Genomic DNA, 21,787 nt, shown 5'->3' on the forward strand with positions numbered 1-21,787 from the left:
CCCTCGTACGGGATGAAGAAGGATGCCGGGCGCCCTGCCCGGCACAGTAGCTAAGGACCCACAGTTATGCCCGCCAAGAAGAAGGTCGCGGCGCTGGTCAAGGTTGCCCTGCAAGCGGGCGCTGCGACCCCCGCCCCGCCGGTCGGTACCGCCCTCGGTCCGCACGGCGTCAACATCATGGAATTCTGCAAGGCCTACAATGCCGCCACAGAATCCCAGCGTGGCAACGTGATTCCGGTCGAGATCACCATCTACGAAGACCGCAGCTTCACGTTCATCACCAAGACCCCGCCGGCCGCCGAGCTGATCAAGAAGGCAGCCGGTGTCAGCAAGGGTGCGAGCAATCCGCTGACCGGCAAGGTCGGCAAGATCACTGCCGCCCAGGTCCGTGAGATCGCCACCACCAAGCTCCCCGATCTGAACGCCAACGATGTCGACGGCGCCATGAAGATCGTCGAGGGCACCGCCCGTTCGATGGGTGTCACCGTCGAAGGCTGACCAAACGAGGCAACATGCCCCGCAGAGGTGACCACCTCGGGGGTCAGGGGGTCGTCCCCCTGCAAATCGCCTGGGAGGGCCCGTGCGCGGCCCGGTACCAGAACTAGTTGAGAGGTAACTAGCCATGAAGCGCAGCAAGAACTACTCCGCAGCAGCGGAGAAGCGGGATCCCGAGCAGCTGTACGCCCCGGTCGAGGCACTGACCCTGGCCAAGGACAACAGCTCGGCCAAGTTCGACGAGACCGTCGACGTGGCCATGCGGCTCGGTGTCGATCCCCGTAAGGCAGACCAGATGGTCCGCGGCACCGTGAATCTCCCCAACGGAACCGGCAAGACGGCACGGGTCCTCGTCTTCGCCACCGGGGATCGGGCCGCACAGGCCGAAGCAGCGGGTGCCGACGAGGTCGGCTCCGACGAGCTGATCGAGAAGGTGTCCGGCGGCTACCTGGACTTCGACGCCGTCGTCGCCACCCCGGATCTGATGGGCAAGGTCGGACGGCTGGGTCGTGTTCTCGGCCCGCGCGGTCTGATGCCGAACCCGAAGACCGGCACCGTCACCATGGACGTGGCCCGCGCCGTGTCCGAGATCAAGGGCGGCAAGATCGAATTCCGTGTCGATCGGCACGCCAATCTGCATTTCATCATCGGCAAGGCGTCCTTCAGCACCGATCAGCTGAGCCAGAACTACTTCGCCGCGCTGGATGAGGTGCTCCGGTTGAAGCCGAGCAGCTCGAAGGGTCGTTACATCAAGAAGATCACCGTCTCCACCACGATGGGGCCGGGCGTTCAGGTCGATCCGAGCGATACCAAGGCCGTCTGAGTAAACACCGTCTCGGGACAAAGGGTCCTGAGCTTGTCGAAGGACCGCTGCCCCGAACATGGGGGAGCGGTCAAGGGTTATCAGCCCTTCGACGAGCTCAGGGCCCTTGTTTGTTGTGCGAGTAGTTTTGTTCGTTGCGCGGAGGCGGTTTGCGCCTTGCGCAATGCCCTTGCCGAACGGATGGCCAGGACGTAACGGCCGAGGGAATTGTTCTGAGCAAGTATTGGCGCGTCCGGGGTACGGCAGTTATGTTTGCGCTCTCGGGGTTGCAGTTCGTCGGAATTTTCGTTCGCCTTCGTTTGACACGGGAGATTCGCCATGTTGCACTCCGGCATCTCGATGCGTCGCGGCCTCCGCGTCGGCATCGCCGCTCTGATCCTCAGTCTGACCGCTCCGGCCGCGCTCAGTGCAGCCTCCCCGGACAAACCGCGGTCGGAGCAGGCCGGGAACCACGAGATGGGTTCGCAGATCCGTCGGCACGAGGGCGTCGGTCCGACGGCTCGGTCGACGGCGACCGTGGCCGCATCCGGGGTGCAGGGGATGGACGTCAGCAGCTGGCAGGGCACCGTCAACTGGTCCGCGCACTACAGCGACGGACGCCGCTTCGCCTACGTCAAGGCGACCGAAGGAACGTCCTACACGAGCTCGACCTTCTCCGCGCAGTACAACGGCTCGTACAAGGCCGGCTTCATCCGTGGCGCGTACCACTTCGCGCTGCCGAACAAGTCCAGCGGTGCCACCCAGGCCAAGTTCTTCTCCGACCACGGAGGTGGCTGGTCCGCCGACGGCAAGACCCTGCCCGGCGTGGTCGACATGGAGTACAACCCGTACGGCTCCACCTGCTACGGCAAGACCAAGGCGCAGATGCGCAGCTGGATCGCCGATTTCAGCAACTATTACAAGAGCCGCTGGAACAAGTACCCGGCGATCTACACCTCCACCAGCTGGTGGAACCAGTGCGTGAACAGCTCCTTCAGCAGCACCAACGCGTTGTGGGTCGCGCGCTACAGCAGCAGCGTCGGCACGCTGCCGTACAACTGGAGCTACTACACCATCTGGCAGTACAGCGACTCGCCGTACGACAAGGACCGTTTCAACGGGACGATGACGCAACTGAAGGCGTTCGCCACCAACCGCGACTGAGCGAGCACCCTCGGGGCCGGACGTGACGACGGAACGAGGCGACGACTTCAGCCGCGCACCGTGGCTGTATCCGGGGACGCCGGTCGATCGGAGCGATCCGATCGATCCGGTCGAACTGGAGCAGATCGGCTCGGCCGGTCGGACGCTGGTGGTGGCCGTCGGTTCGAATGCCTCCCGGGCAGTGATGCAGCGCAAGTTCGAGCGCTACGGAGTCTCGCCTGTCGTGTCATTCCTGCGCGCACGGGTGACCGGGCTACGGGTCGGTCACAGCGCCCACGTCAGTGCGCCGGGCTACATCCCGGCGGCGCCGGTGGCCGATCCGACGGTTCGCACCGACCTGGTCGCCTCGCTGATGGACGCCGACGGGCTGGCGGCCTTGGACGCCACCGAACCGAACTACGTCCGCACCGAGCTGCCCGCCGACCGGTTCCCGATCGAGCTGTCGCCGGCCGGTCCCGACGGCCGGACGGTCGCCCACCCGGCGTCGTTCTGGGTGTATCTGTCCCGGCACGGGGTCCTCGGCCCGGCCCGCCGGCGTGCCCTGCAGCTGCTGGCCCAGGAACGGCTGTTCACCCTGCTGGCCGAGGAGTGCATCGGATTCGGCCGGCTGGCCGATGGCGGCCCGCGGGCCGTGATGCGTGCCCTTGCTGCCAGTGCTGATCTGCGCCGCACCGGCCGGCAGGTCCTCCGGGACGCCGGCTGGGCCCGATCGGCGGGACTCGGGCCCGGGTAGGCGTCGGGCGCGTCAGCTCGTTGCGAGCTGCACGATTAGTGTCCTGCGCCCGACATCCGGCACACAATTCGAACGCCTGAAGCAGCAATCTGCAGCGTTGGCATCGGCTTACATACGCCCGGTAAGCGCACCTCTGCCGCCTTGCAGCTCACTACTTCAGACGCCCGACTTATGCACCGGATCTCGGGCGCAGGACACTAGTCTTCTCCGAATGAGGGCGGCGCACTACTCCGACCAGGATCTCGAGCAGCATTCGCTCCGGCGTCGGGTGGCCGATGCCGGTCAGCGGACCGGGTTCGAGCACGACGTCGACCGGATCATGTATTCGACCGAGTGGAGGTCACTGGCCGGCAAGAGCCAGGTGGTCGCCAGCGGCGAACTCGGCGCGTACCACACCCGGCTGACCCACTCGATGAAGGTCGCCCAGCTCGGTCGCCGGATGACCGAACGGCTGGAGCGACAATACGGCGGCCCCAACCCGGCCCTGGTGGAAGCCGCCTGCATGGCGCACGACATCGGACATCCACCGTTCGGGCATGCCGGCGAGACCGCGCTGCGGGAGACGATGGACGAGTTGCGGGCCGGCGATCTGGACAGCTTCGAGGGCAACGCCCAGACGTTGCGGATCATCACCGACCTGGCCTCCCACAAGTATTCCGGCCATCGCGGGTTGCACCTGTCCCGGGCCAGCCTCGATGCCGCGATCAAGTATCCGTGGCAGCGGACGCCGTGGGCGGTGAACAGCTACCACTTCGCCAAATGGGGCGTCTACGCCGTGGACCGGCCGACGTTCGACTGGATCCGGGCCGGCCGGGAGGACGAGCTGACACCGGTCGAGGAACAGGTGATGGACTGGGCCGACGACGTGACCTATGCCTGCCACGACGTCGAGGACTTCTACCGCGCCGGATTGATCCCGCTGCCGGCCCTGCTGCCGGAGCCGGGGGAGGGCGGGCCGCAGACCGAGCTGGAGACCGACCGGTTCCTGACCTACGTCGCCGACAAACGCCGGGCCGCCGGCATCGATGCCGACCATGATCAACTTCGGCAGCTGCTGGCCGAGGTCGGGCGGGCGCTGGTCAAGCCCGGGCTGCCGTCGGCCTACACCGGACGGCACGAGGACGAGATCGCCGTCAACGCCCGGACCGCCGAACTGATCGACTACTTCACCCGCGACCTCCGGCTGGAGATCACCGGGTCGGCCCCGATCCGTTACCAGGCACGGCTGATCGTGCCTGCCGAGCGCCGCGCCGCCTGCGACCTGCTCAAGGAGCTGGTCTGGTGTTACGTGATCGACCGGCCGGCGCTGGCCACCCAGCAGCACGGCACCCGGCGGATCATCTCCGAGCTGCTGCGCTGGACCTACGAGGCGCCGCACCTGCTGCCGATCGCGCGTCGCGAGGAACTGGATCTGCACGGTGACCCGATGCGGGCCGCCGCCGACCACGTCGCGTCGCTGACCGAGGATCAGGCGATCGCGCTGCATCGCCGGATGTCCGGGGCCGGACTCGGCTCACTCGCCGACGGCACCTGGATCTGATCCCGACGCCCGACCGGTCATACCGTCGGCGTCGAGATAGTCGGCACCCCAGGCGTCCAACGCGGCGACGATCGGCTCCAGGGTGCGGCCGCGTTCGGTCAGCGAATACTCCACCCGGGGTGGCACCTCGGCGTACACCGTCCGGGTGACGATCCCGTCGGTCTCCAGCTCGCGCAGCTGTCGGGTCAGCACCCGTGGCGTGACCGGGCCGACGGCTCGGCGCAGCTCGCCGAACCGGTGGGTGCGTTCGATCAGCTGCTTCACCGCGGTCATCTTCCAGGCACCGCCGAGAACCGCGATCGCCACCTCGACCGGGCACACCTCGATCGCCCGGGCCACCGGCGCTCGGGTCAGCGGTGTTGCGGGTTCGTCGACTCCATTAGTATCCGAAGGGGTACTAGGTGACGAGATTGTGCGTACTTGTGCCATCGGTCTATTGAACCCACAGTGGACTCATGAACACAAGCACATCCGCCGGCCACGCACTCTGGGTGCTCGCCCATCCCGAGCGGGACTCCCTCAACGCCGCTCTCCGTGACGCCGGTGTCGCCGCGCTGCGGTCGCAGGGGTGGCAGGTGACCGAATCAGACCTGTACGCGATGGGCTGGGAGCCGACGCTGGTCCGTCCGGGTGGTGCCGATGTCGCGGCCGAGCAGGCCAAGCTGCTCGTCGCCGATCTGGTCGTGCTGCAGTTCCCGCTCTGGTGGTACGGGCAGCCGGCGATCCTGAAGGGTTGGATCGATCGCGTCTTCGAGTCCGGCTTCGGTTACGACGTCGTCGACCCGCAGACCGGCCGGGTACGCAAGTACGGCGATGGACTGCTGACCGGCAAACGGGCACTGGCGGTGGTCACCGCGGGAGACCGCCCCGGCTCCTTGCAGCCGCGCGGGATCAGCGGCTCGATCGAGGACGTGCTCTGGCCCCTGCTGCACGGCACCTTCTGGTACACCGGGATGCTGCCGCTGCATCCGGAGTTGATCACCAAGGCTCGTGATCTTGATGTCGGGCAGTTCACCGCGTTGCGGGATCGGCTGGTCGATCGGCTCGCCGGTGTGCAGTCCGAGGTACCGATCGGCTATCTTCCATTGGACGATGATCATTATGATCATGCCGTGCAGTTGCATGATCACATCGCGCCCGGCGAGCAGGGGATCGCCGCCCATCGCGACGTTCGGGTGCCGGAGCCCTGCCTGCGATGACGACAGCGGGGCGTTGCTGCGGACCGACAGGATCGGCTCGCCGCTGAACCGGGCCGTCCCCGTCGACAGGTCACGAGCCACCGGGGACGACCAGGCCCGACTCGTAGGCGATGATCACCAACCCTGATCGGTCCCTCGCCCCGAGCTGGCGGAGCAACCGGCTGACGTAGGTCCGAGCGGTGGCCGGACTGATCTGCAGGGCGGTCCCGATCTCGGCGTTGGTCAGTCCCAGCCCGACGTGGGTGAGGATCTCGCGATCCCGCGGGCTGAGTCCGGTGATCAACTCCGTCCGCGGTGCGGCGGCCCGGGCGACCGTGTCCATCACGGTCCTGGTCACCGACGGTGACAGCAGGGCGTCGCCGGCGGCGACCGTGCGGATCGCCGACCGGAGCTGATCGGGGCTGACGTCCTTCAGCAGATAGCCTGCGGCCCCGGCCCGGATCGCGGCGAAGACGTTCTCGTCCTCGTCGAAGGTCGTCAGGATGACGACCTTGGTGTCGCCGGCTCGTCGATCGGCCACGATCTCCCGGGTCGCCTCCAGGCCGTCCATGATCGGCATCCGGATGTCCATCAACACCAGATCCGGACGATGCTCGATCACGGTCGCCACCCCGGAGCGACCGTCGGCGGCCTCGGCGACCACCTCGATGTCGCCGTCGCGGGTCGCCAGTGCCCGCAGTCCGGCTCGGACCACCTCCTGGTCGTCGACGAGGACTGTGGTGATCATGAACCTCCCTCCAGCGGGATCGTTGCTCGGACGGTGAAACCACCCCGATCTCCCGGCCCGGCACGTAGCACCCCACCGAGCGCACGGACCCGCTCACGCATCCCGACCAGGCCCTGACCCGGTGCACGCTCCGGGCCGTCCACCGGGCCGGTCCCGTCATCGGCGATCATGATCGACAGGTTGCCGGCGTCGGTCTCGACCGTGATCGCCGCGTGCCGGGCGCCGGCATGCCGGACGATGTTGGTGAGTCCCTCCTGGATGATCCGGTAGCCCGCGACGTCGACCTCGCGGCGCAGCTGCGACGGTTCGATCGTGATCATGGTGTCGACCTCGACGCCGGACGCGAGCACCGGTGCGACCAGCTCGTCCAGCTGTCGTAGCGACATCGTGCTCGGCTCCGCGGCGTCGGAGCGCAGTAGTCGCACCATCGTCCGGACCTCGGAGAGTGTATGACTGCTGGCATCACGGATCTGGCTGATCGCCGCGGCGGCTGCACCGTCGTCGACCCCGACGGATTCGGCGGCCACGCCGGCATGCAGCGAGATCACCGACATGGTGTGTCCGACGGTGTCGTGCAGATCGCGGGACAGTCGCTCGCGATCGGTCTGGATCCGGATCCGCGCCCGGGCGTCGGCCTGATCGGCGGTCAGTTGATTGATCACCTGCTGCTGGGCCGCCTGCCGCCGACGAAGTCGCATCGTGCTGCCGAGCGCGATCGCCATCGCGATCAGAGCGAGGTTGGAAACGGTCTCGTAGCCGATCAGCATGCCGATCGACGCTCCGTTGTGGAGTCGGAAGAACATCGAAACCGCGAAGTCCACCGCACCGGCACCGATGGCCCAGCCGACCAGGCCCGCGTCGGCTGCGGCGAACAGTGCGGCGACGACGGGAACGGCAACACCGATCGGCGGATAGTCCAGGGTGTAGTAACCGAAGACGCCGAGCACTGTCATGATCAACATCGTCCGAGGGAACCGGCGTCGGAACAGGATCAGCACCCCGAAGCCGGCGGCGAAGACGTAGGCCCAGCCATCCGGTGGCCGGTTGCCACCCTGGCCGGCGGCGATGATCAGCGCGATGGCGCACGCCACGGTGACGGCGACCAGGGCGTCCAGCACCCAGGCCGGCACATCCCGTTCGGAGCCGGGACGCACGGCACCGGAGACTGCAGTGCGCCGTCGCCGCTGTGCTGCCATGGCAAGCAGTCTAGAAGCATGGTCGGCGCCGGACCCCGGAGTCGACTACGGGAGACCCGACGGTCGATTCCTGACGACATCCCGTGCAGCGGATCGCGACCGACGCCGAGACCGGGGACGGATGGCTGTGCCAGAACGGAAACCTACCGTCGAAGGCATGAAGAAGATCACTACTCTGAACTGGTTCCTGATCACCGCTCTCGGTGGTTTGGCACTCGTCCGACCGTTGGTCCGCATTGTCGAGGACCAGGCGAATCTCACCCACCACGCGGCCTCGTCGATCGTGATCACGATCGGCATCTCGATCGTCTGGATCGCGGTCGTCGGCCTGTCCCGGGTTGCTGAGCCGGTGCTCACCCTGCTGTTCACCGGGTTGGCGTACGGCGTGCTGTCGAGCATTCTCAGCGCCATCCTGTCGCCGATCCTGCTCGGTCACCTGGACGGCCCGTTGGCCAACCCGGTACGGCTGCTGCCCGCGCTGGCGATCAACGCGATCTGGGGACTGCTGGCGGGCGCGATCGCGCTCGGGCTGCGGCAGGTCCGACGCGTGCGATCCGACTAGTGGCGCGCGTCATGAATTCGTGGAGGCAGTCGGCGGCTGAAGTGGTGAGCTGCAAGGCGGAGGAGGTGCGCATGCCGAGGCATGTAATCCGACGACAACGCAGCAGATCGCCGCTTCAGGCGTCGAATGGCCAACGAATTTATGACGCGCCACACTAGATCATTCGGCGAAATGACAGGCCGCCGTGCGGCCGCCGGCCAGCTCACGCAGCTGCGGCGCCGGATCGGTCCGGCAGATGTCCTCGGCGCGCTCGCAGCGCGGATGGAAGGGGCAGCCGGCTGGGATCCGGTTCAGCTCCGGTGGCCGGCCGCTGATCGCGTCCAGCTGCTGGCCCTTGCGGTCCAGCCGGGGGATCGAACGCAGCAGGGCCTGGGTGTAGGGATGTCCGGGCCGAGCGAAGATGTCGTCGACCGTCGCGGTCTCGACCACCCGGCCGGCGTACATCACGTTGACCTGGTCGGCGACCTCGGCGACCACGCCGAGGTCGTGGGTGATCAGGATCATTCCCATCTGGCGTTCCCGCTGGATCTCGCCGAGCAGCCGCATGATCTGAGCCTGCACGGTGACGTCGAGCGCGGTGGTCGGCTCGTCGGCGATCAACACCTCCGGCTCCAGAGCCAGCGCAAGGGCGATCATCACCCGCTGCCGCATACCGCCGGAGAACTGGTGCGGGTATTCCTTCACGCGCTGCTTCGGATTCGGAACCTGGACCAGTTCGAGCAGCTCGATCGCCCGCTTCTTCGCCGCGGACCGGGGGAGATGTCGACGGGCCCGCAGTGCCTCGGTCAGCTGGAAGCCGACGGTGTAGACCGGGTTCAGCGCGGCCAGTGCGTCCTGGAACACGATCGCGATGTGCTCGCCGCAGACTGCGCGGTGCTCGGTCTCCGGCAGGGCCAGCAGATCCTTGCCCTGAAAGAGGATCCGGCCGCCGGTGATCCGGGCCGGCGGCGTCTGCAGCAGCCGCATGATCGCCTGGGCGGTGACACTCTTGCCGCTGCCGGACTCGCCGACCACGGCCAGTGTCCGGCCCGGCTCGAGGGTGAAGGAGACGCCGTTCACCGCCGACACGACACCTTGGCCGACGCGGAACTCGACCTGCAGGTCGTCGACCTCCAGCAGCGGGGCGGTCGGCGCCGGCGTACGGGATTCGGTATCGGTTGCGGTCATGATCACTTCAGCTTCGGATCGAGCGCGTCGCGCAGGTTGTCACCGATCACCACGAAGGCCAGCACGGTGGCCAACAGGCAGCCCAGCGGGAACAGCAGCAGATGGGGGAAGCCGCCGGTGAACCAGGCGGCACCGCTGGAGATCATGATGCCCCAACTGATCGCCGGGGGCCGGACGCCGATGCCGAGGAAGGCCAGCACCGCCTCGGTCGAGATCACCCCGGCGATCGCGGTCGGCACCAGCGCGGTCACCGGCGCGATGGCGTTCGGCAGGATGTGGCTGAACATCAGTCGGACGTCGGTGGCGCCGAGCCCGCGGGCGGCCCGGACGTAGTCCAGGTTCTTGGCCTCCAACACCGCCGCCCGGACATAGCGGGTGTAGCCCATCCACCCGAACGAGGTCAGCACGATCATCGGTTGGATGATGGTGGCGAGCTGGCCGTCGCCGACATCGACGTTGCGGAACAGCGAGAGCAGCAGCAACGCCGCCAGCAACAGCGGGATCACCAGGAAGATCTCCAGCACTCGCGACACCGCCGCGTCGACCCAGCCGAGATAGAAGCCGGCCAGGGTGCCGAGCAGGACGCCGATGATCAAGGACGCGCCGACCACGGTGAAGGCCAGCAGCAGTGACGGTCGCGCTCCGTGCACCAGTTGGGACAGCACGTCGCAGCCGTGCAGATCGGTGCCGAACGGATGGGCGTGGCCCAGCCCGCGCGGTTTGATCTTGGACTCGGCGATGTTGCAGTGCTGCGGGTCGACCGAGGTGAAGACTCCGGGGAAGGCCGCGACGAAGATGAAGAACACGGCGATCACCAGGGCGATCAGCACCGCCGGTCGGCGCAGCATCTGACGGGCGACGCCGCCCCACATGCCGTGATCTTCGGACAGGTTGCCCTCGACGTCGACCTCGACGGTCGTGGCGCGTGCGGCTTCACTCATGGTTCCTCCTCTCGGCCGAACCGGATGCCCTAGTCATAGCGAATCCGGGGATCGAGCACGGCATAGGCGAGATCGACCAGCAGCATTACGCCGATCGTCACCATGGACAGGATGGTCACCACCCCGATCACGACCGCCACATCGCTGTCCTGGACCGCCTTCCAGAGCAGGCCGCCCATCCCGTAGATGTTCATCACGCCCTCGGTGATCACCGCACCGGCGAGTGCGTCGGCGAACACGAATCCGACCGCGGTGACCACCGGGATCGAGGAGTTGCGAACGATGTGGAAGACCGTCACGTGACCGTTCGACAGGCCTTTCGATCGGGCGGTCCGGACGTGATCGGCGTTGTAGTTCTCCAACTGTGCCGCGCGCACGAGTCGCAGGAACGGGGCGCAACCGGTCAGCCCGAGCAGGATGCCCGGGATGATCAAGGTCGCCCACGGATGGCTGGTGCTGAACGACGGCTTGAACAGCAGCGCGGCCAGCGAGTCCGAGCCGAAGGTGCGCCGCGCCCAGGTGCTCAGCGGGACGGTGAAGATGAAGCGGTAGACGACCAACATCACGAACACCGGGAAGGCGTCGATCAGGATCGAGGTCAGTCGGATCGAGTGATCGATCGGCCGACCGCGGAAGCGGGCAGCCACCGACCCGAGGAACATCCCGGCGATCAGCCAGGTGATCGTCACGATCACGAACAGCCGCAGCGTGTTCGGTGCGGCCTTGGTGACCAGATCGACGACCTCCCGGTCGCGGTGATCGGTGCCGAAGTCGCCGCGGGCGTACTCACCCAACCGGTCGACGAACGGTCCCAGGCAGGGATTGCCGGGCTGGTTGTAGCAGGGATCGCCGAGCCCGTACCGCTCCTTGACCGCTTGCAGCTGAGACGGCGTCGGCACCCGGTCGCCGAAGAACGCCAGCGCCGGGTTGCCGTTCAGCTGGATCGCCAGTGTGGTCAGCAGGTGCAGCAGGAAGACCACACAGAACAGCGTGACCAGGCCCAGCAGCAACCGCCGGATGACATAGGAGACCACCCCGTGTCAGCCGACGTACTTCAGCAGCCGCAGCTTGGTCGCGCCACTGAACGGATCGAGTACGACGTTGTCCACCCGGTCACTGTAGAACGTGACGTTCTTGGAGAAGCTCAGCGGCACGGTCGGGAATTCCTGGGCCAGGATCGCCTCGGCCTCGCTGTACTTGACCACGGCACTGTCCAGATCGGCCGACTTGTCGCCCTCGGCGATCTTGTCCTCGAAGGCCTTGCTGTAGAAGCCGAAGTTGGTGTTGCCGTTCTTGGCATCGCCGCTGGCGTAGACCGGTGCCAGGTAGTTCTCGTTCAGCGGGTAGTCCGGGAACCAGTTGTTGCGGTAGGCGCCGTTGAACTTGCGGGCGCTGCGCTGATCGAAGAAGTCGGTGCTCGGCTCGAGCTTGTACTTGATGCCCAGGTTGAGGCTGATCTGATCGCCGATCGCCTTGAAGTACTCCTCCTGGGTGTCGTCCTTGCCCAGGTAGATCGGCAGCACCTTGCCCTTCGGCCAGCCGCCGGCCTTCTTCAACGCCGCCTTGGCCGCGGCCGGGTCGTACGAGCACCACTCGCAGGTGCCGGCCTTGCCACCCGGTACGGCGTCCGGCGCAACCCAGCTGGTGGCCGGCGTCGCCTGTCCCGGCAGCACCTCGTCGATGATCTTCTTCCGGTCGATCGCCATCGAGATCGCCTTGCGGAACTCGACGTCGGTCCAGGGACCCTTGCGGTAGAGCGGGAAGCCGAGGTAGGTCAGCGCCGCACCGGGGCCCTCCACCTTGCGGGAGGACAGGTCGGGATCGTTGTTGGCGGCCGCCCACTCCGACGGCGGCGGCGCACCGGTGTCCAGGTCACCGGCCTGGAAGTCCGGCCAGGCGGAGTTTCCGCCGTACTCGGTCCATTGGATCTTGTCGAAGTTCGGCGTCTCCTTCAGCGTGTAGCCCTTCCACTTGTTGGCGGTCAGGCTGGTGCCCTGGTCCCACTTCTCGACCTGGAACGGGCCGTTGCCGATCGGCTTGGTCGCGCAGGCCTTGATGTCGTCCAGGCAGGCCTTGGCGATCGGGAAGAAGCCGGTGTAGCCGAGCATCGTGGAGAAGCCGGCGAACGGGCCGGTCAAGGTCACCTGCAGGGTGTGATCATCGACCGCCTTCAGCCCGGACAGCTCCTTGGCCTTCGGCTCCTCGTTGACGGTGACCTTGCCGGTCTCCTCGTCCTCGTCGTAGTCGCCCTGCATGTCGTCGTAGCCGGCGATGCGTTCGAAGAAGTAGTTGTTGGCCATCGCGTTCGGGCCGTAGGCGGCGTAGTTCCAGGCCCGGATGAACGCCTCGGCGTCGACCGGCTCACCGTTCTGGAACTTCAGACCATCCTTGATCTTGATCGTCCAGACCTTGTTGCCCTTGTTGGTGATGTCGGAGGCGACATAGTTGTACGGCTTGGTCGTCTTCGGGTCGTAGCGCACCAGCCCGTCGTAGACGACATCGAGCACCCCGATGTTGTCGCCGACGTTGGAGTCCATCGGCAGCAGGGTGTCGACATCCTGCGCGAGGGCCAGGTGGACGGTCTTGGCGTCACCGCCGTCGTCACCGCTGCCACCGGAGCTGCAAGCAGTGGCGGTCAACAGGGCGGTGGCTGCGGCGACCGCCATCAACTTCTTGGCCGCGCCGGCTGCGGCGCGCCCGAAGGTCAAGCGTGGGGACATGGCTCCTCTTCCGGATCGTTCTCGCCACTCATCCTGCAGTGCGTCGCGCCGTCGCGTCGAAGACCCGCAGATTTGTTACGTCACCGTAGCCCGAACAGGAGATTCTTGCCTAGGCCTCACCGAACTGCGATATATCAAGGTTGCGCACGTTCCAGCACCGCGGGAACGTGTCCAACCTTGATATATCGCGCCAAGGGTTTGAGCCTGGCGAGCGTCAGCCGGCGGCGAAGGTGGACAGCTCGTCGCCGGAGAGGCGGTAGGTGGTCCATTCGTCCAGCGGTTTGCCGCCGATCCGGTCGTAGACCGCGATGGCTGGGGCGTTCCAGTTCAGCACCACCCATTCCATCCGGGCGAAGCCGTTGTCGCAGGCGATCCGGGCCAGTCGGCGCAACAGAGCGCCGCCGAAGCCGCTGCCGCGGAAGGCGGGCCGGACGAACAGGTCCTCGAGATAGAGGCCGTGGACGCCTTCCCAGGTGGAGAAGTTGTAGAAGTACAGAGCGAGCCCGACGACCTCGCCGTCATCGGTCTGGGCGATCAGGCAGAACACCTTCGGGTGCTCGCAGAACAATGCCGACCGCAATCCGTCGACCGTGGCCCGGACCTGGTCCTCGGCCTTCTCATAGCTCGCCAGCTCCTTGATCAGCTGAACGATCTGCTCAAGATCATTTTCGGTCGCGTCCCGGATCGGCATGGCAGCACAGTACGAGAACACCCTGCCGGCGCACCAGCAGAGTCCTGAGCCTGTCGAAGGGCAGGTAACGCACAAAGGGCCCTGAGCCGGTCGAAGGGCTGGTGATCCGCACCCAGCCCGGTGGCTGGGGCACGGTCCTTCGACAGGCTCAGGACCCTTTGGTGTGGTCCTGGGGTGATCAGGCCGGGCGGGCTGCTCCCGCGTACGGCATGTAGGACATCTTGATGTATTCCACCGAGCTGCCCGGCTTCGGGGCGTGGATGACCTTGCCGTTGCCGACGTACAGGCCGACGTGGCTCATCCCGCTGTAGAAGAAGACCAGGTCGCCGGGCCGCAGCTGCGACTTCGAGATGTGCCGGGCCTTGGAGTACTGGGCGTTGGTGTTGTGCGGCAGGCTGACACCGGCCGACCGCCAGGCTGCCTGGGTCAGGCCGGAGCAGTCGAACGAACCCGGTCCGTTGGCGCCGTAGGAGTACGGATCGCCGAGCTGGGCCTTGGCGTAGGCCACGGCCTTGGCGCCCTTGCTGGAGTTGCTGGAGTAGGACGCCTTCACCGCGCGCTTCTTCGGCGCGGACTTGTGGCTGACCTTGCCCGACAGCGACGGGCCGGAGACGTGGTTCTTGTCGTTCAGCAGGATCTTCCAGACAGCGCGGCCGGCCACCCCGTCGGTACGCAGACCGTGCTTGCTCTTCAGCTTGTTGACCCGCTTGGCGGTCTGGTCGCCGAAGTAGCCGGTGGTCGGCAGGTTCTTGCCCTTGCGAGCGTTGAGCTCCTTCTGCAGTCGCTCCACCGAGTTGCTCTGGTCGCCCTTGGACAGTCGCGGCGCGTTGCTGAGCTCGGAGGCCGCAGCATGCTGGGTGGTGCCGATCATCATGCCGCCGACGAGTGCGGCGCCGGTGGCCAGGCCGACCGAGGCCTTGGCGACCCGGCCCCTCGCCGACTGCTGGGCCAGCGGTGCCAATGCCCTGCGGGGCTTGGCCGAGGCTCCGAAGACTGTTTTCGGCGCGGTGACGCCGATGCTCGCTCGGCGCGGGGTGTGCCGCATGCCGGTGGCGCTCATGTATTGCTCCCCTCGGTAGATCGCACCGCGGGGCCCGAGAAACCCTTCGCGATGGTGACCCGGCATCCCGACGCCGACGGTCACGATCGGGGACGTTATCTTTTCGAGATAATCGGAGCAAACGCTCTCCGGGAAACCCCTCTATTCCTGATCTGCTCCGAGGTATTCGTTGAGCTGAACCCAAGAAATTGACCCCGCGCTTATCCGTGGCTTGTCGAACAGTGCGCATTCCGACCCCTTGCCTCACCGTTGGGTCACGGCCGGGTCACGTCCGCGTGTGTCGTCGTCCGCCGGCGTAGCTTCGAGCGTCCGGCAACCAGCAAGGTCCGGGTCCCTGGACCTGGCCCGGGGCGATATGGGAACACGTACTGCGATGTGTCCCGGAGCGAGTGCTGGTCCGGGGCGATTTGCGCTCACGTGTTGCGATGTGTCCGGGGTGGCTGCTGGTCCGGGGCGATTTGCGCTCACGTGTTGCGATGTGTCCGGGGTGGCTGCTGGTCCGGGACGATATGGGAACACGTACTGCGATGTGTCCCGGGTTGGCGTCGGTGCGGGGGTTATACGGAAACACGTACTGCGATGTGGCCGGGATGTGCGGCGCGGTTGATCGGTGTACGGAGTGGGCTGCCGGACGGGGCTTGTCGTCGACGGCGGGCGAGTCGTGGGCCGGTGCCGCCGATTTGGCCGTGCTTGGTGCGCTGGCCTACAGTTGTCGGTGCCGAAGACCGCTGGTCGATCGCAGATCCGAAGAGCTCCGTTCCGGAGCGGCCCGCGCAGGTGTACGTGGTAAGACCTTTTCATGATCATCACCGAGCACGGTGATGGCCGTGAGCATGTCGCCCCGGGCCCTGCGCACCGGGGCCGTTTTCGTTTCGGGGCCCGGTGCGGGCTCCACCCCGTTCCTTCTTCTCGCTGTAGTCAGCCAACGGACTGAAGACTCTCATCGACAGCTGTTCGGTGAGGAATGCAGAGAAGTGGAAGGGAGCACCATGGCGAGGCCGGACAAGGCAGCCGCCGTCGCAGAGCTGAAGAACAAGTTCACCAGCTCCAACGGCGCCGTGCTGACCGAGTACCGCGGTCTCAGCGTTGCCGAGTTGCGCGATCTGCGCCGCTCGCTCGGTGAGGACGCCAGCTACGCCGTGTCGAAGAACACCCTGACCCAGATCGCTGCCCGTGAAGCGGGCATCGAGGACATCGACGACAAGCTCGTCGGTCCGACCGCGATCGCCTTCATCGACGGTGACCCGGTCACCGTCGCCAAGGGTCTGAGGGACTTCGCCAAGGCCAACCCGCTTCTGGTGATCAAGGGCGGCGTCCTCGATGGCAGGACCATCGATGCCGCTGAGGTGAACAAGCTGGCCGATCTCGAGTCCCGGGAGACGCTGCTGGCCAAGATGGCGGGTGCGCTCAAGGGCTCGCTCTCCAACGCGGCAAGCCTGTTCAACGCGCCGCTCTCCCAGGCCGCCCGTGTCGTGGCAGCCCTGGAGGCCAAGGCCCAGGAGGATCCCTCCGTCATCGCCGGTGCCGGTTCGGCACCCGCCGCGGAGGCCGACTCGGCGCCAGAAGCAACGCAAGCTGATGCAGCACCTGCTGCGGAAGACACCCCAGCAGCCGACGCTGCAGAAGAGAACTAAGGAAGGAACGCCACCATGGCGAAGCTCAGCACCGAAGAGCTCCTTGACAACTTCAAGGAGATGACCCTGATCGAGCTCAGCGAGTTCGTGAAGAAGTTCGAGGAGACCTTCGAGGTCACCGCCGCCGCTCCGGTCGCGGTTGCCGCCGCGGGTGCACCGGCCCAGGGTGGCGGCGACGCCGCTGCCGAGGACGCGGGCTCCGACGAGGTCGACGTGATCCTCGAGGCCGCCGGCGACAAGAAGATCCAGGTCATCAAGGAGGTGCGCACCCTGACCTCCCTCGGCCTGAAGGAGGCCAAGGACCTCGTCGAGGGCGCACCGAAGCCGGTCCTGGAGAAGGTCGACAAGGACGCTGCCGGCAAGGCCAAGGAGGCCCTCGAGGCCGCCGGCGCCACCGTCACCGTCAAGTGACGTCAGCTCTGACTCACTAGCACGACAAACAGCGCCGCGATCGGACCGTACGGTTCCGATCGCGGCGCTGTTGTCGTTACGTCTTCAGCCCGATCAGGTCAACCCGATCAGTTCTGATCCGCCGAGCTGCCGCCACCGAGACCGGTGACGTTCAGCAACAGGTTCGGCGAACCGGCCGGGTCGGCGATCTTGTCCGCCGAAGCGGTCGAGGTCACCTTGGCGATCGCGTCCTCGGCGGACTCGCTCGGATTTCCGCTGCGTTCGACGGCGAGCGCGCCCGCTCCGTGTGGTGAGGCCATCGAGGTACCGCTCATCTCGCCGGTACCGCCTCCGTTCATCGTCGACGTGATGTCGACGCCCGGACCGATCGCGTCCACGCAGTCACCGAAGTTGGAGAACTCGGCGAGGTTGTCCTCCTTGTCCGACGCGGCCATCGTCATCGCGCTCGGCGCCGCCGCCGGACTGCTACCGCAGGCGTCGGAACTCTCGTTCCCGGCTGCCACCGACCACGCGACTCCGGCCGCAGTGGACTTCTCCACCGCGTCGTCCAGTGCGGCGTTCTGTGAACCGCCGAGGCTCATGTTGCCGACCGCGGCATCCGCGGCGTTCTGGGTCACCCAGTCGATGCCGGCGATGATGTTCTCGTACGATCCCGAGCCCTCGCAGTCCAGTACGCGGACCGCGACCAGGTTGACCTTCTTGGCCACGCCGTAGGTCTTGCTGCCGACCGTGCCCGCGACATGGGTGCCATGCCCCTGGCAGTCGGAGGCGTCGTCGTCACCGTCGACGAAATCCTTGCCGCTGGTGGCCCGGCCCTCGAAATCCGGATGAGTCATGTCGACCCCGGTGTCGACGATGTACGCGGTCGCGTTCGCCCCGTCGTTGGGCGCGGTGTAGCTGTCGTCCAGCGGCAGATCGGCCTGGTCGATCCGGTCCAGACCCCAGGTCTCGCTGGCGTGGGCGACACCGTTCTGGCTGACGTACTTGACCTTCGGGTCAGCGGCCAGACGCTTGGCCTCGGACTCGCTCATGTCGGCCGAGAATCCCCGCAGAGCGGCGGAGTAGGTGCGCTTGACCTTGCCGCCGTACTCCTCGGCCAGGGCACTGGCCTCGGTGTGCACGCCCTGGGCGTTGGCGGTCGACCGGGACGTCGCGCCGTCCATCACGACGATGTAGCTGTTGTCGATCGCGCCACTGGCGCCGGCATTGCGGATGGTGCCGGTGTCATCGGGACTGGCGTTGGCGACGCCGGGCAGCCCCGCGGCCGCGATCGCGGCCAGGCCGGCACCGGCGCAGAGCACCTTCAGTCTCAGGGTGCGGTTTGCGAACATATGCGCTCCTCGTTGATCGTCGCGGTGCCCGACGGACAGCTCCGGCCGTCGGTGACAGCACGCGACTAGGGGGATGTGCCAGCAGCTTGGAGGACGGTGGGGACAGAAAACAATCCGTGTTTCGGTACGTAGTTGTACGGGTTTATTGCGCGGCAATGCTTTGTTGGTGCCAGATCTACCGCCCCGTCACCGGGGCACAGCCCGGTCCGATCCGGCCGATTTGACCCGGTTCTGGACCACGGCGAAGATATTGTCGTAGTCGAGCGTCGTGGTGGCGGGGCATGCCGACCACGACGTGTCACGGCCCGGGGCGTGGCGTCAATCACCGGAAAGGTCTGGGTGAGATGTCGTCGCCGGCGTTGCGTATGCCCGAAGTGCCCGTGTTGGTCGGGCGCACCGGGGAGCTCGACGCGTTGATCGACGCCGTTCTGCATCCGCCGGCCGTCGCGCTGGTCGAGGGTGAGGCCGGCATCGGCAAGACCAGGCTGATCCATGAGGCCGTTCGCAACCCGGCGGTACGAGACCGGGTGATCCTGCTCGGCAGTTGTCACCCGCTGCGCGAGCCCTTCCCGTACGGGCCGGTTTTCGATCTGCTCCGACAACTCGGCGATGATCCGGCGGAACTGATCGACCGTCACCCGTCGAATGCCCGGGGCTCTGCACTCAAACCGGCTCGCACCCTGAATCCCGTCTGTGGGGCGCTACGGCCCTATCTGCCCGAGTTGGCCGCCATGCTGCCGCCGGCCCCCGAACCGTTGCACGACCCACGCGCCAGCCGGCACCGGTTGTTCCGGGCCGTCCGAGCACTGCTGGAGGCTGTCGGGCCGACGGTGATGGTGGTCGAGGACCTGCATTGGTCCGACGACGGCACCCGGGACCTGCTCCGATTCCTGGTCGCCGATCCGCCGCCGGAGCTGTCGGTCGTGCTGAGCTATCGGCGAGAGGATCTGGCTGCCCCCGGACTGCCGTTGGGCAGCGCCTACCGCAGCGGTCCCGACGTGACCGCGGTGCTGATCCCGCTGTATCCGCTGGGACTGCACGAGGTGCGGTGCCTGTGCGCCGGGATCCGTGGCGGCGGCGAGGTCGTGGGTGAGTTCGCTGCCGAGGTGCATCGCCGGACTGCCGGCATCCCGTTCGTGGTCGAAGAGGTGGTCCGTGCGCTGCCCGAACCGGCTGCCGGCGCCGAGCAGGACCCGGAGCTGGCCGCGCTTGCCGAGATGGCGGTTCCGGCGTTGCTGCAGGAGGCGAGTGCGGAGCAGATGAGCAGGCTCTCGCCGGCCGCCGTCGCCGCGGTCCGCGCCGCGTCGGTGCTGCAGACGCCGTCGGAGGAGGACGTGATTGCGGCGGTGATGCAGGCCCCATCGGTCGGTGCAGCAGCGTCCGCGAGGGCCGGGGCCGCCGGAGCCGATCCGGCCGCCGCCATCGGCGAAGCGCTCGACGCCCATGTGCTCTACGAATGGGACGACCGGTACGGCTTCCGGCACGCGCTGGCCCAGCAGGCGGTCTACCAGAGCCTGCCCGGGCAGGACCGGCGTCGACTGCACGGCCAGGTGGTCGACGTGCTGCAACGACGCGACCCCCAGCCGCTGCGGCACCTGGCGCACCACGCCAGAATGGCCGGCCGGCCGGCGCTGTGGCGGCAGTACGCCGAGGCCGCCGCCGCGGCGGCCCGGGAGATGGGTGACGTCGCGCTGGCGGTCGAGGTGTTGGAGGAGTTGCTGTCCGACGGACGGCTCGGCCGCGACGACCGGGCCCGGATCGCGGTCGAGCTGAGCCGCGACGCCGTGGTCGGACTGTCCCGGACCCGGGTCAGCGGGCTGCTCCGGTCGATTGTCAACGACGCACAGCTGCCGGACGGGGTCCGCGGCGAGATCCGGCTCAATCTCGGCTTGCTGATGAGCAACCAGCAGGGCCGCTACTCCGAGGGCCGGGTGGACACCGAGTTGGCCGTTGAGGAGCTGCGGGACCGCCCCGAACTGGCGGCCCGGGGGATGGCGGCCTTGGCGATGCCGAGCTGGGGCGATCACCCGCATCACGTCTACCAGCGCTGGATCGAGCTGGCCGAGGAGTCCTCGGACCGGGCAGCCGACCCCGGTGTCCGGATCGCGGTCCGGGCCAACCGACTCTCCTTGATGATGTCTGCCGGCGATCCCGACGTCTGGCATCAGGTCGACGCGATGATCGAGGCGGCCGGACCGGGTGCGGCCGACGGCACCACCCGGCAGATCGCTCGCGCCTGCTGCAACTTCGCCGACACCGCGACCGTGACCGGGCACTACGCCGAGGCCCGCCGACTGCGGGAGATCGGTCGTCGGCTCGCCGCCCGCTGCGGGGCCAGCTTCTTCGAAGGACTGGTGGAGGGGACGTCGCTACGGCTGGACTGGTACGCCGGCGCATGGGAGGGGCTCGCCGACCGGGCCAGGGACACCCTGGACGTCGTCCAAGGCATCTCCGGGATCGCCGCCGACGCCCATCTGGTGCTGGGATTTCTCGCCTCGGCCGCCGGTGAATGGGACACGGCGGCCACCGAACTGGACGCCGCCGGGTTGGCGGACCCGGCCAACGCTCCCGCCCCGATCCTGGCAGCGGCCGGTGGAGCGAAGATCCGGCTGCTGCTGGCTCGCGGTGCGGTCGACGCCGCCCGGGCCGAGGCGAACCGGGGGATCGAACGGATCCGCCGCAAGGCGATCTGGGCCTGGTCCGGCGACCTGGCGCCGATGGCCGTCCGGGCCCTGGTCAACGGCGGCCAAGTCGGACCTGCCGAATCGTTCGTTGCCGAACTCGCCGACGGGATCGCCGGCCGGGACGCCCCGCTGGCGGCCGCTGCCCTGCACGCCTGCCGGGGCATCATCGCGGTCGCCCGCGGTCAGCACACCGAAGCGGTGGCGGCGTTCACCGATGCCCGGGCGGCCTATCGCGACCTGGATCAGCCCTACATGGCGGCCCGGATCGAGGAGGCGATCTACCGCTGCCAGCTTCCCGCCGGGGACGAGGAGGTGGCGCACGGTCTGCTGATGTTGGCCGACCGGTTCGCCGAACTGGGGGCGGTCCGCGACGCGGCCCGCTGCCGGCAGGCGCTGCGCAGCAACCGTGTCACCCCGCCGTCGCGGCGCGGCCGCCGCGGCTACGGCGACGAGCTGTCCCCGCGGGAACGGGAGGTGGCGCGGATGGTTGCCACCGGGCACACCAACCGGGAGATCGCCGACGTGCTCTACCTGTCGCCGCGGACCGTCGAACAACACGTCGCCCGGGTGCTCCGCAAGCTCAACGTCAGCTCCCGCAGCGAGGTCAGTCTCAGCGACAACGATTCCTTGATCCCCAGCGCGGGTTGACACAAGGAAGTCTTGACACCAGGGTCCGGTGCCGCAAGACTCCGGGCCTATCGCCGGTCTGGTTCGGCGCTGCGGGCCGCCC

The 21,787-nt window shown here is 67.4% G+C and carries 20 protein-coding genes; 10 read left to right on the plus strand and 10 right to left on the minus strand.

Translation table 11 applies throughout. The features are described from left to right. Nucleotides 1–66 precede the first annotated feature (66 nt). From rplK to BLU38_RS18105, 5 genes are all read left to right on the plus strand, one after another. The gene (gene rplK, locus BLU38_RS18085) at nt 67–498 is read left to right on the plus strand and encodes a 50S ribosomal protein L11 (protein WP_091526879.1); all 432 of its coding nucleotides are present in this window, start codon (nt 67–69) and stop codon (nt 496–498) included. A 124-nt stretch (nt 499–622) separates the two neighbouring features. After that, entirely contained in the window at nt 623–1,318 is a 696-nt protein-coding gene (gene rplA / locus BLU38_RS18090; RefSeq protein ID WP_091526880.1) for a 50S ribosomal protein L1, read from the plus strand. A gap of 318 nt (nt 1,319–1,636) precedes the next feature. Further along, nucleotides 1,637–2,461, plus strand: a complete 825-nt coding sequence (locus BLU38_RS18095) for a lysozyme (RefSeq protein ID WP_231919907.1) — start codon at nt 1,637–1,639, stop codon at nt 2,459–2,461. 22 nt (nt 2,462–2,483) lie between these two features. Next, nucleotides 2,484–3,194 (plus strand): hypothetical protein, encoded by a 711-nt coding sequence (locus BLU38_RS18100; RefSeq protein ID WP_091526881.1) that lies wholly within the window; start codon nt 2,484–2,486, stop codon nt 3,192–3,194. Between the two features lie 211 nt (nt 3,195–3,405). Next, nucleotides 3,406–4,734, plus strand: a complete 1,329-nt coding sequence (locus BLU38_RS18105; protein WP_197679765.1) for a deoxyguanosinetriphosphate triphosphohydrolase family protein — start codon at nt 3,406–3,408, stop codon at nt 4,732–4,734. On the opposite strand, the gene BLU38_RS18110 is transcribed toward BLU38_RS18105, so the two are convergent. Further along, nucleotides 4,708–5,040 carry a winged helix-turn-helix transcriptional regulator gene (locus BLU38_RS18110; protein WP_231919908.1) on the minus strand — a complete coding sequence of 111 codons (333 nt, stop codon included), beginning with the start codon at nt 5,038–5,040 and terminating at the stop codon, nt 4,708–4,710. The genes BLU38_RS18105 and BLU38_RS18110 overlap by 27 nt on opposite strands. Before the next feature lie 149 nt (nt 5,041–5,189). Here BLU38_RS18110 and BLU38_RS18115 point away from each other — a divergent pair, with 149 nt between their 5' ends. Further along, nucleotides 5,190–5,933, plus strand: a complete 744-nt coding sequence (locus BLU38_RS18115) for an NAD(P)H-dependent oxidoreductase (protein WP_091526883.1) — start codon at nt 5,190–5,192, stop codon at nt 5,931–5,933. Between the two features lie 70 nt (nt 5,934–6,003). Here BLU38_RS18115 and BLU38_RS18120 read toward each other — a convergent pair whose 3' ends face one another. Both BLU38_RS18120 and BLU38_RS18125 read right to left on the minus strand, forming a co-directional pair. Beyond that, nucleotides 6,004–6,660 (minus strand): response regulator, encoded by a 657-nt coding sequence (locus BLU38_RS18120; protein ID WP_091526884.1) that lies wholly within the window; start codon nt 6,658–6,660, stop codon nt 6,004–6,006. Beyond that, nucleotides 6,657–7,856, minus strand: coding sequence for a sensor histidine kinase (locus tag BLU38_RS18125; RefSeq protein ID WP_091526885.1), 1,200 nt, complete (start codon nt 7,854–7,856; stop codon nt 6,657–6,659). Before BLU38_RS18125 ends, BLU38_RS18120 begins: the two co-directional genes overlap by 4 nt. A gap of 157 nt (nt 7,857–8,013) precedes the next feature. Here BLU38_RS18125 and BLU38_RS18130 point away from each other — a divergent pair, with 157 nt between their 5' ends. Further along, on the plus strand, nt 8,014–8,418 hold the full coding sequence (locus tag BLU38_RS18130; protein ID WP_091526886.1) for a hypothetical protein: 405 nt from the start codon (nt 8,014–8,016) through the stop codon (nt 8,416–8,418). Between the two features lie 159 nt (nt 8,419–8,577). Here the strand turns inward: BLU38_RS18130 and BLU38_RS18135 are convergent, their stop codons facing one another. The 6 genes from BLU38_RS18135 to BLU38_RS31795 all read right to left on the minus strand — a co-directional run bounded on the left by BLU38_RS18135 (nt 8,578) and on the right by BLU38_RS31795 (nt 14,997). Then, entirely contained in the window at nt 8,578–9,585 is a 1,008-nt protein-coding gene (locus BLU38_RS18135) for an ABC transporter ATP-binding protein (RefSeq protein WP_091526887.1), read from the minus strand. Nucleotides 9,586–9,587: 2 nt separating this feature from the next. Next, nucleotides 9,588–10,526, minus strand: a complete 939-nt coding sequence (locus BLU38_RS18140; RefSeq protein ID WP_197679766.1) for an ABC transporter permease — start codon at nt 10,524–10,526, stop codon at nt 9,588–9,590. A gap of 29 nt (nt 10,527–10,555) precedes the next feature. Continuing rightward, nucleotides 10,556–11,560 carry an ABC transporter permease gene (locus BLU38_RS18145; RefSeq protein WP_091526888.1) on the minus strand — a complete coding sequence of 335 codons (1,005 nt, stop codon included), beginning with the start codon at nt 11,558–11,560 and terminating at the stop codon, nt 10,556–10,558. Nucleotides 11,561–11,566: 6 nt separating this feature from the next. Further along, nucleotides 11,567–13,246, minus strand: a complete 1,680-nt coding sequence (locus BLU38_RS18150; RefSeq protein ID WP_091526889.1) for a peptide ABC transporter substrate-binding protein — start codon at nt 13,244–13,246, stop codon at nt 11,567–11,569. 214 nt (nt 13,247–13,460) lie between these two features. After that, nucleotides 13,461–13,937 carry a GNAT family N-acetyltransferase gene (locus BLU38_RS18155; protein ID WP_091532716.1) on the minus strand — a complete coding sequence of 159 codons (477 nt, stop codon included), beginning with the start codon at nt 13,935–13,937 and terminating at the stop codon, nt 13,461–13,463. A gap of 178 nt (nt 13,938–14,115) precedes the next feature. Further along, nucleotides 14,116–14,997 (minus strand): C40 family peptidase, encoded by an 882-nt coding sequence (locus BLU38_RS31795; RefSeq protein WP_231919909.1) that lies wholly within the window; start codon nt 14,995–14,997, stop codon nt 14,116–14,118. 989 nt (nt 14,998–15,986) lie between these two features. Between BLU38_RS31795 and rplJ the strand changes: the two genes are divergently transcribed. After that, a complete protein-coding gene (gene rplJ, locus BLU38_RS18165) occupies nt 15,987–16,631 on the plus strand; it encodes a 50S ribosomal protein L10 (RefSeq protein WP_091532719.1) in 645 nt (214 codons plus the stop codon). A 15-nt stretch (nt 16,632–16,646) separates the two neighbouring features. Further along, a complete protein-coding gene (gene rplL / locus BLU38_RS18170) occupies nt 16,647–17,042 on the plus strand; it encodes a 50S ribosomal protein L7/L12 (protein WP_091526890.1) in 396 nt (131 codons plus the stop codon). Between the two features lie 107 nt (nt 17,043–17,149). On the opposite strand, the gene BLU38_RS18175 is transcribed toward rplL, so the two are convergent. Further along, the gene (locus tag BLU38_RS18175) at nt 17,150–18,373 is read right to left on the minus strand and encodes a S8 family peptidase (RefSeq protein ID WP_091526891.1); all 1,224 of its coding nucleotides are present in this window, start codon (nt 18,371–18,373) and stop codon (nt 17,150–17,152) included. A 365-nt stretch (nt 18,374–18,738) separates the two neighbouring features. Between BLU38_RS18175 and BLU38_RS18180 the strand changes: the two genes are divergently transcribed. Next, nucleotides 18,739–21,705 carry a helix-turn-helix transcriptional regulator gene (locus BLU38_RS18180; protein WP_197679767.1) on the plus strand — a complete coding sequence of 989 codons (2,967 nt, stop codon included), beginning with the start codon at nt 18,739–18,741 and terminating at the stop codon, nt 21,703–21,705. Nucleotides 21,706–21,787: the final 82 nt, after the last annotated feature.

The organism is Microlunatus soli, assembly GCF_900105385.1.
GTDB classification, from domain to species: domain Bacteria; phylum Actinomycetota; class Actinomycetes; order Propionibacteriales; family Propionibacteriaceae; genus Microlunatus; species Microlunatus soli.

Excerpts from the sequence above, each read along its gene's own strand:
- rplA (WP_091526880.1), top strand. The coding sequence starts at position 623 with ATGAAGCGCAGCAAGAACTACTCCGCAGCAGCGGAGAAGCGGGATCCC.
- BLU38_RS18135 (WP_091526887.1), bottom strand. The coding sequence starts at position 9,585 with ATGACCGCAACCGATACCGAATCCCGTACGCCGGCGCCGACCGCCCCG.
- BLU38_RS31795 (WP_231919909.1), bottom strand. The coding sequence starts at position 14,997 with ATGAGCGCCACCGGCATGCGGCACACCCCGCGCCGAGCGAGCATCGGC.
- rplL (WP_091526890.1), top strand. The coding sequence starts at position 16,647 with ATGGCGAAGCTCAGCACCGAAGAGCTCCTTGACAACTTCAAGGAGATG.
- BLU38_RS18105 (WP_197679765.1), top strand. The coding sequence starts at position 3,406 with ATGAGGGCGGCGCACTACTCCGACCAGGATCTCGAGCAGCATTCGCTC.
- BLU38_RS18150 (WP_091526889.1), bottom strand. The coding sequence starts at position 13,246 with ATGTCCCCACGCTTGACCTTCGGGCGCGCCGCAGCCGGCGCGGCCAAG.
- rplK (WP_091526879.1), top strand. The coding sequence starts at position 67 with ATGCCCGCCAAGAAGAAGGTCGCGGCGCTGGTCAAGGTTGCCCTGCAA.
- rplJ (WP_091532719.1), top strand. The coding sequence starts at position 15,987 with ATGGCGAGGCCGGACAAGGCAGCCGCCGTCGCAGAGCTGAAGAACAAG.
- BLU38_RS18180 (WP_197679767.1), top strand. The coding sequence starts at position 18,739 with ATGCCCGAAGTGCCCGTGTTGGTCGGGCGCACCGGGGAGCTCGACGCG.
- BLU38_RS18155 (WP_091532716.1), bottom strand. The coding sequence starts at position 13,937 with ATGCCGATCCGGGACGCGACCGAAAATGATCTTGAGCAGATCGTTCAG.
- BLU38_RS18125 (WP_091526885.1), bottom strand. The coding sequence starts at position 7,856 with ATGGCAGCACAGCGGCGACGGCGCACTGCAGTCTCCGGTGCCGTGCGT.
- BLU38_RS18120 (WP_091526884.1), bottom strand. The coding sequence starts at position 6,660 with ATGATCACCACAGTCCTCGTCGACGACCAGGAGGTGGTCCGAGCCGGA.
- BLU38_RS18140 (WP_197679766.1), bottom strand. The coding sequence starts at position 10,526 with ATGAGTGAAGCCGCACGCGCCACGACCGTCGAGGTCGACGTCGAGGGC.
- BLU38_RS18175 (WP_091526891.1), bottom strand. The coding sequence starts at position 18,373 with ATGTTCGCAAACCGCACCCTGAGACTGAAGGTGCTCTGCGCCGGTGCC.
- BLU38_RS18130 (WP_091526886.1), top strand. The coding sequence starts at position 8,014 with ATGAAGAAGATCACTACTCTGAACTGGTTCCTGATCACCGCTCTCGGT.
- BLU38_RS18115 (WP_091526883.1), top strand. The coding sequence starts at position 5,190 with ATGAACACAAGCACATCCGCCGGCCACGCACTCTGGGTGCTCGCCCAT.
- BLU38_RS18095 (WP_231919907.1), top strand. The coding sequence starts at position 1,637 with ATGTTGCACTCCGGCATCTCGATGCGTCGCGGCCTCCGCGTCGGCATC.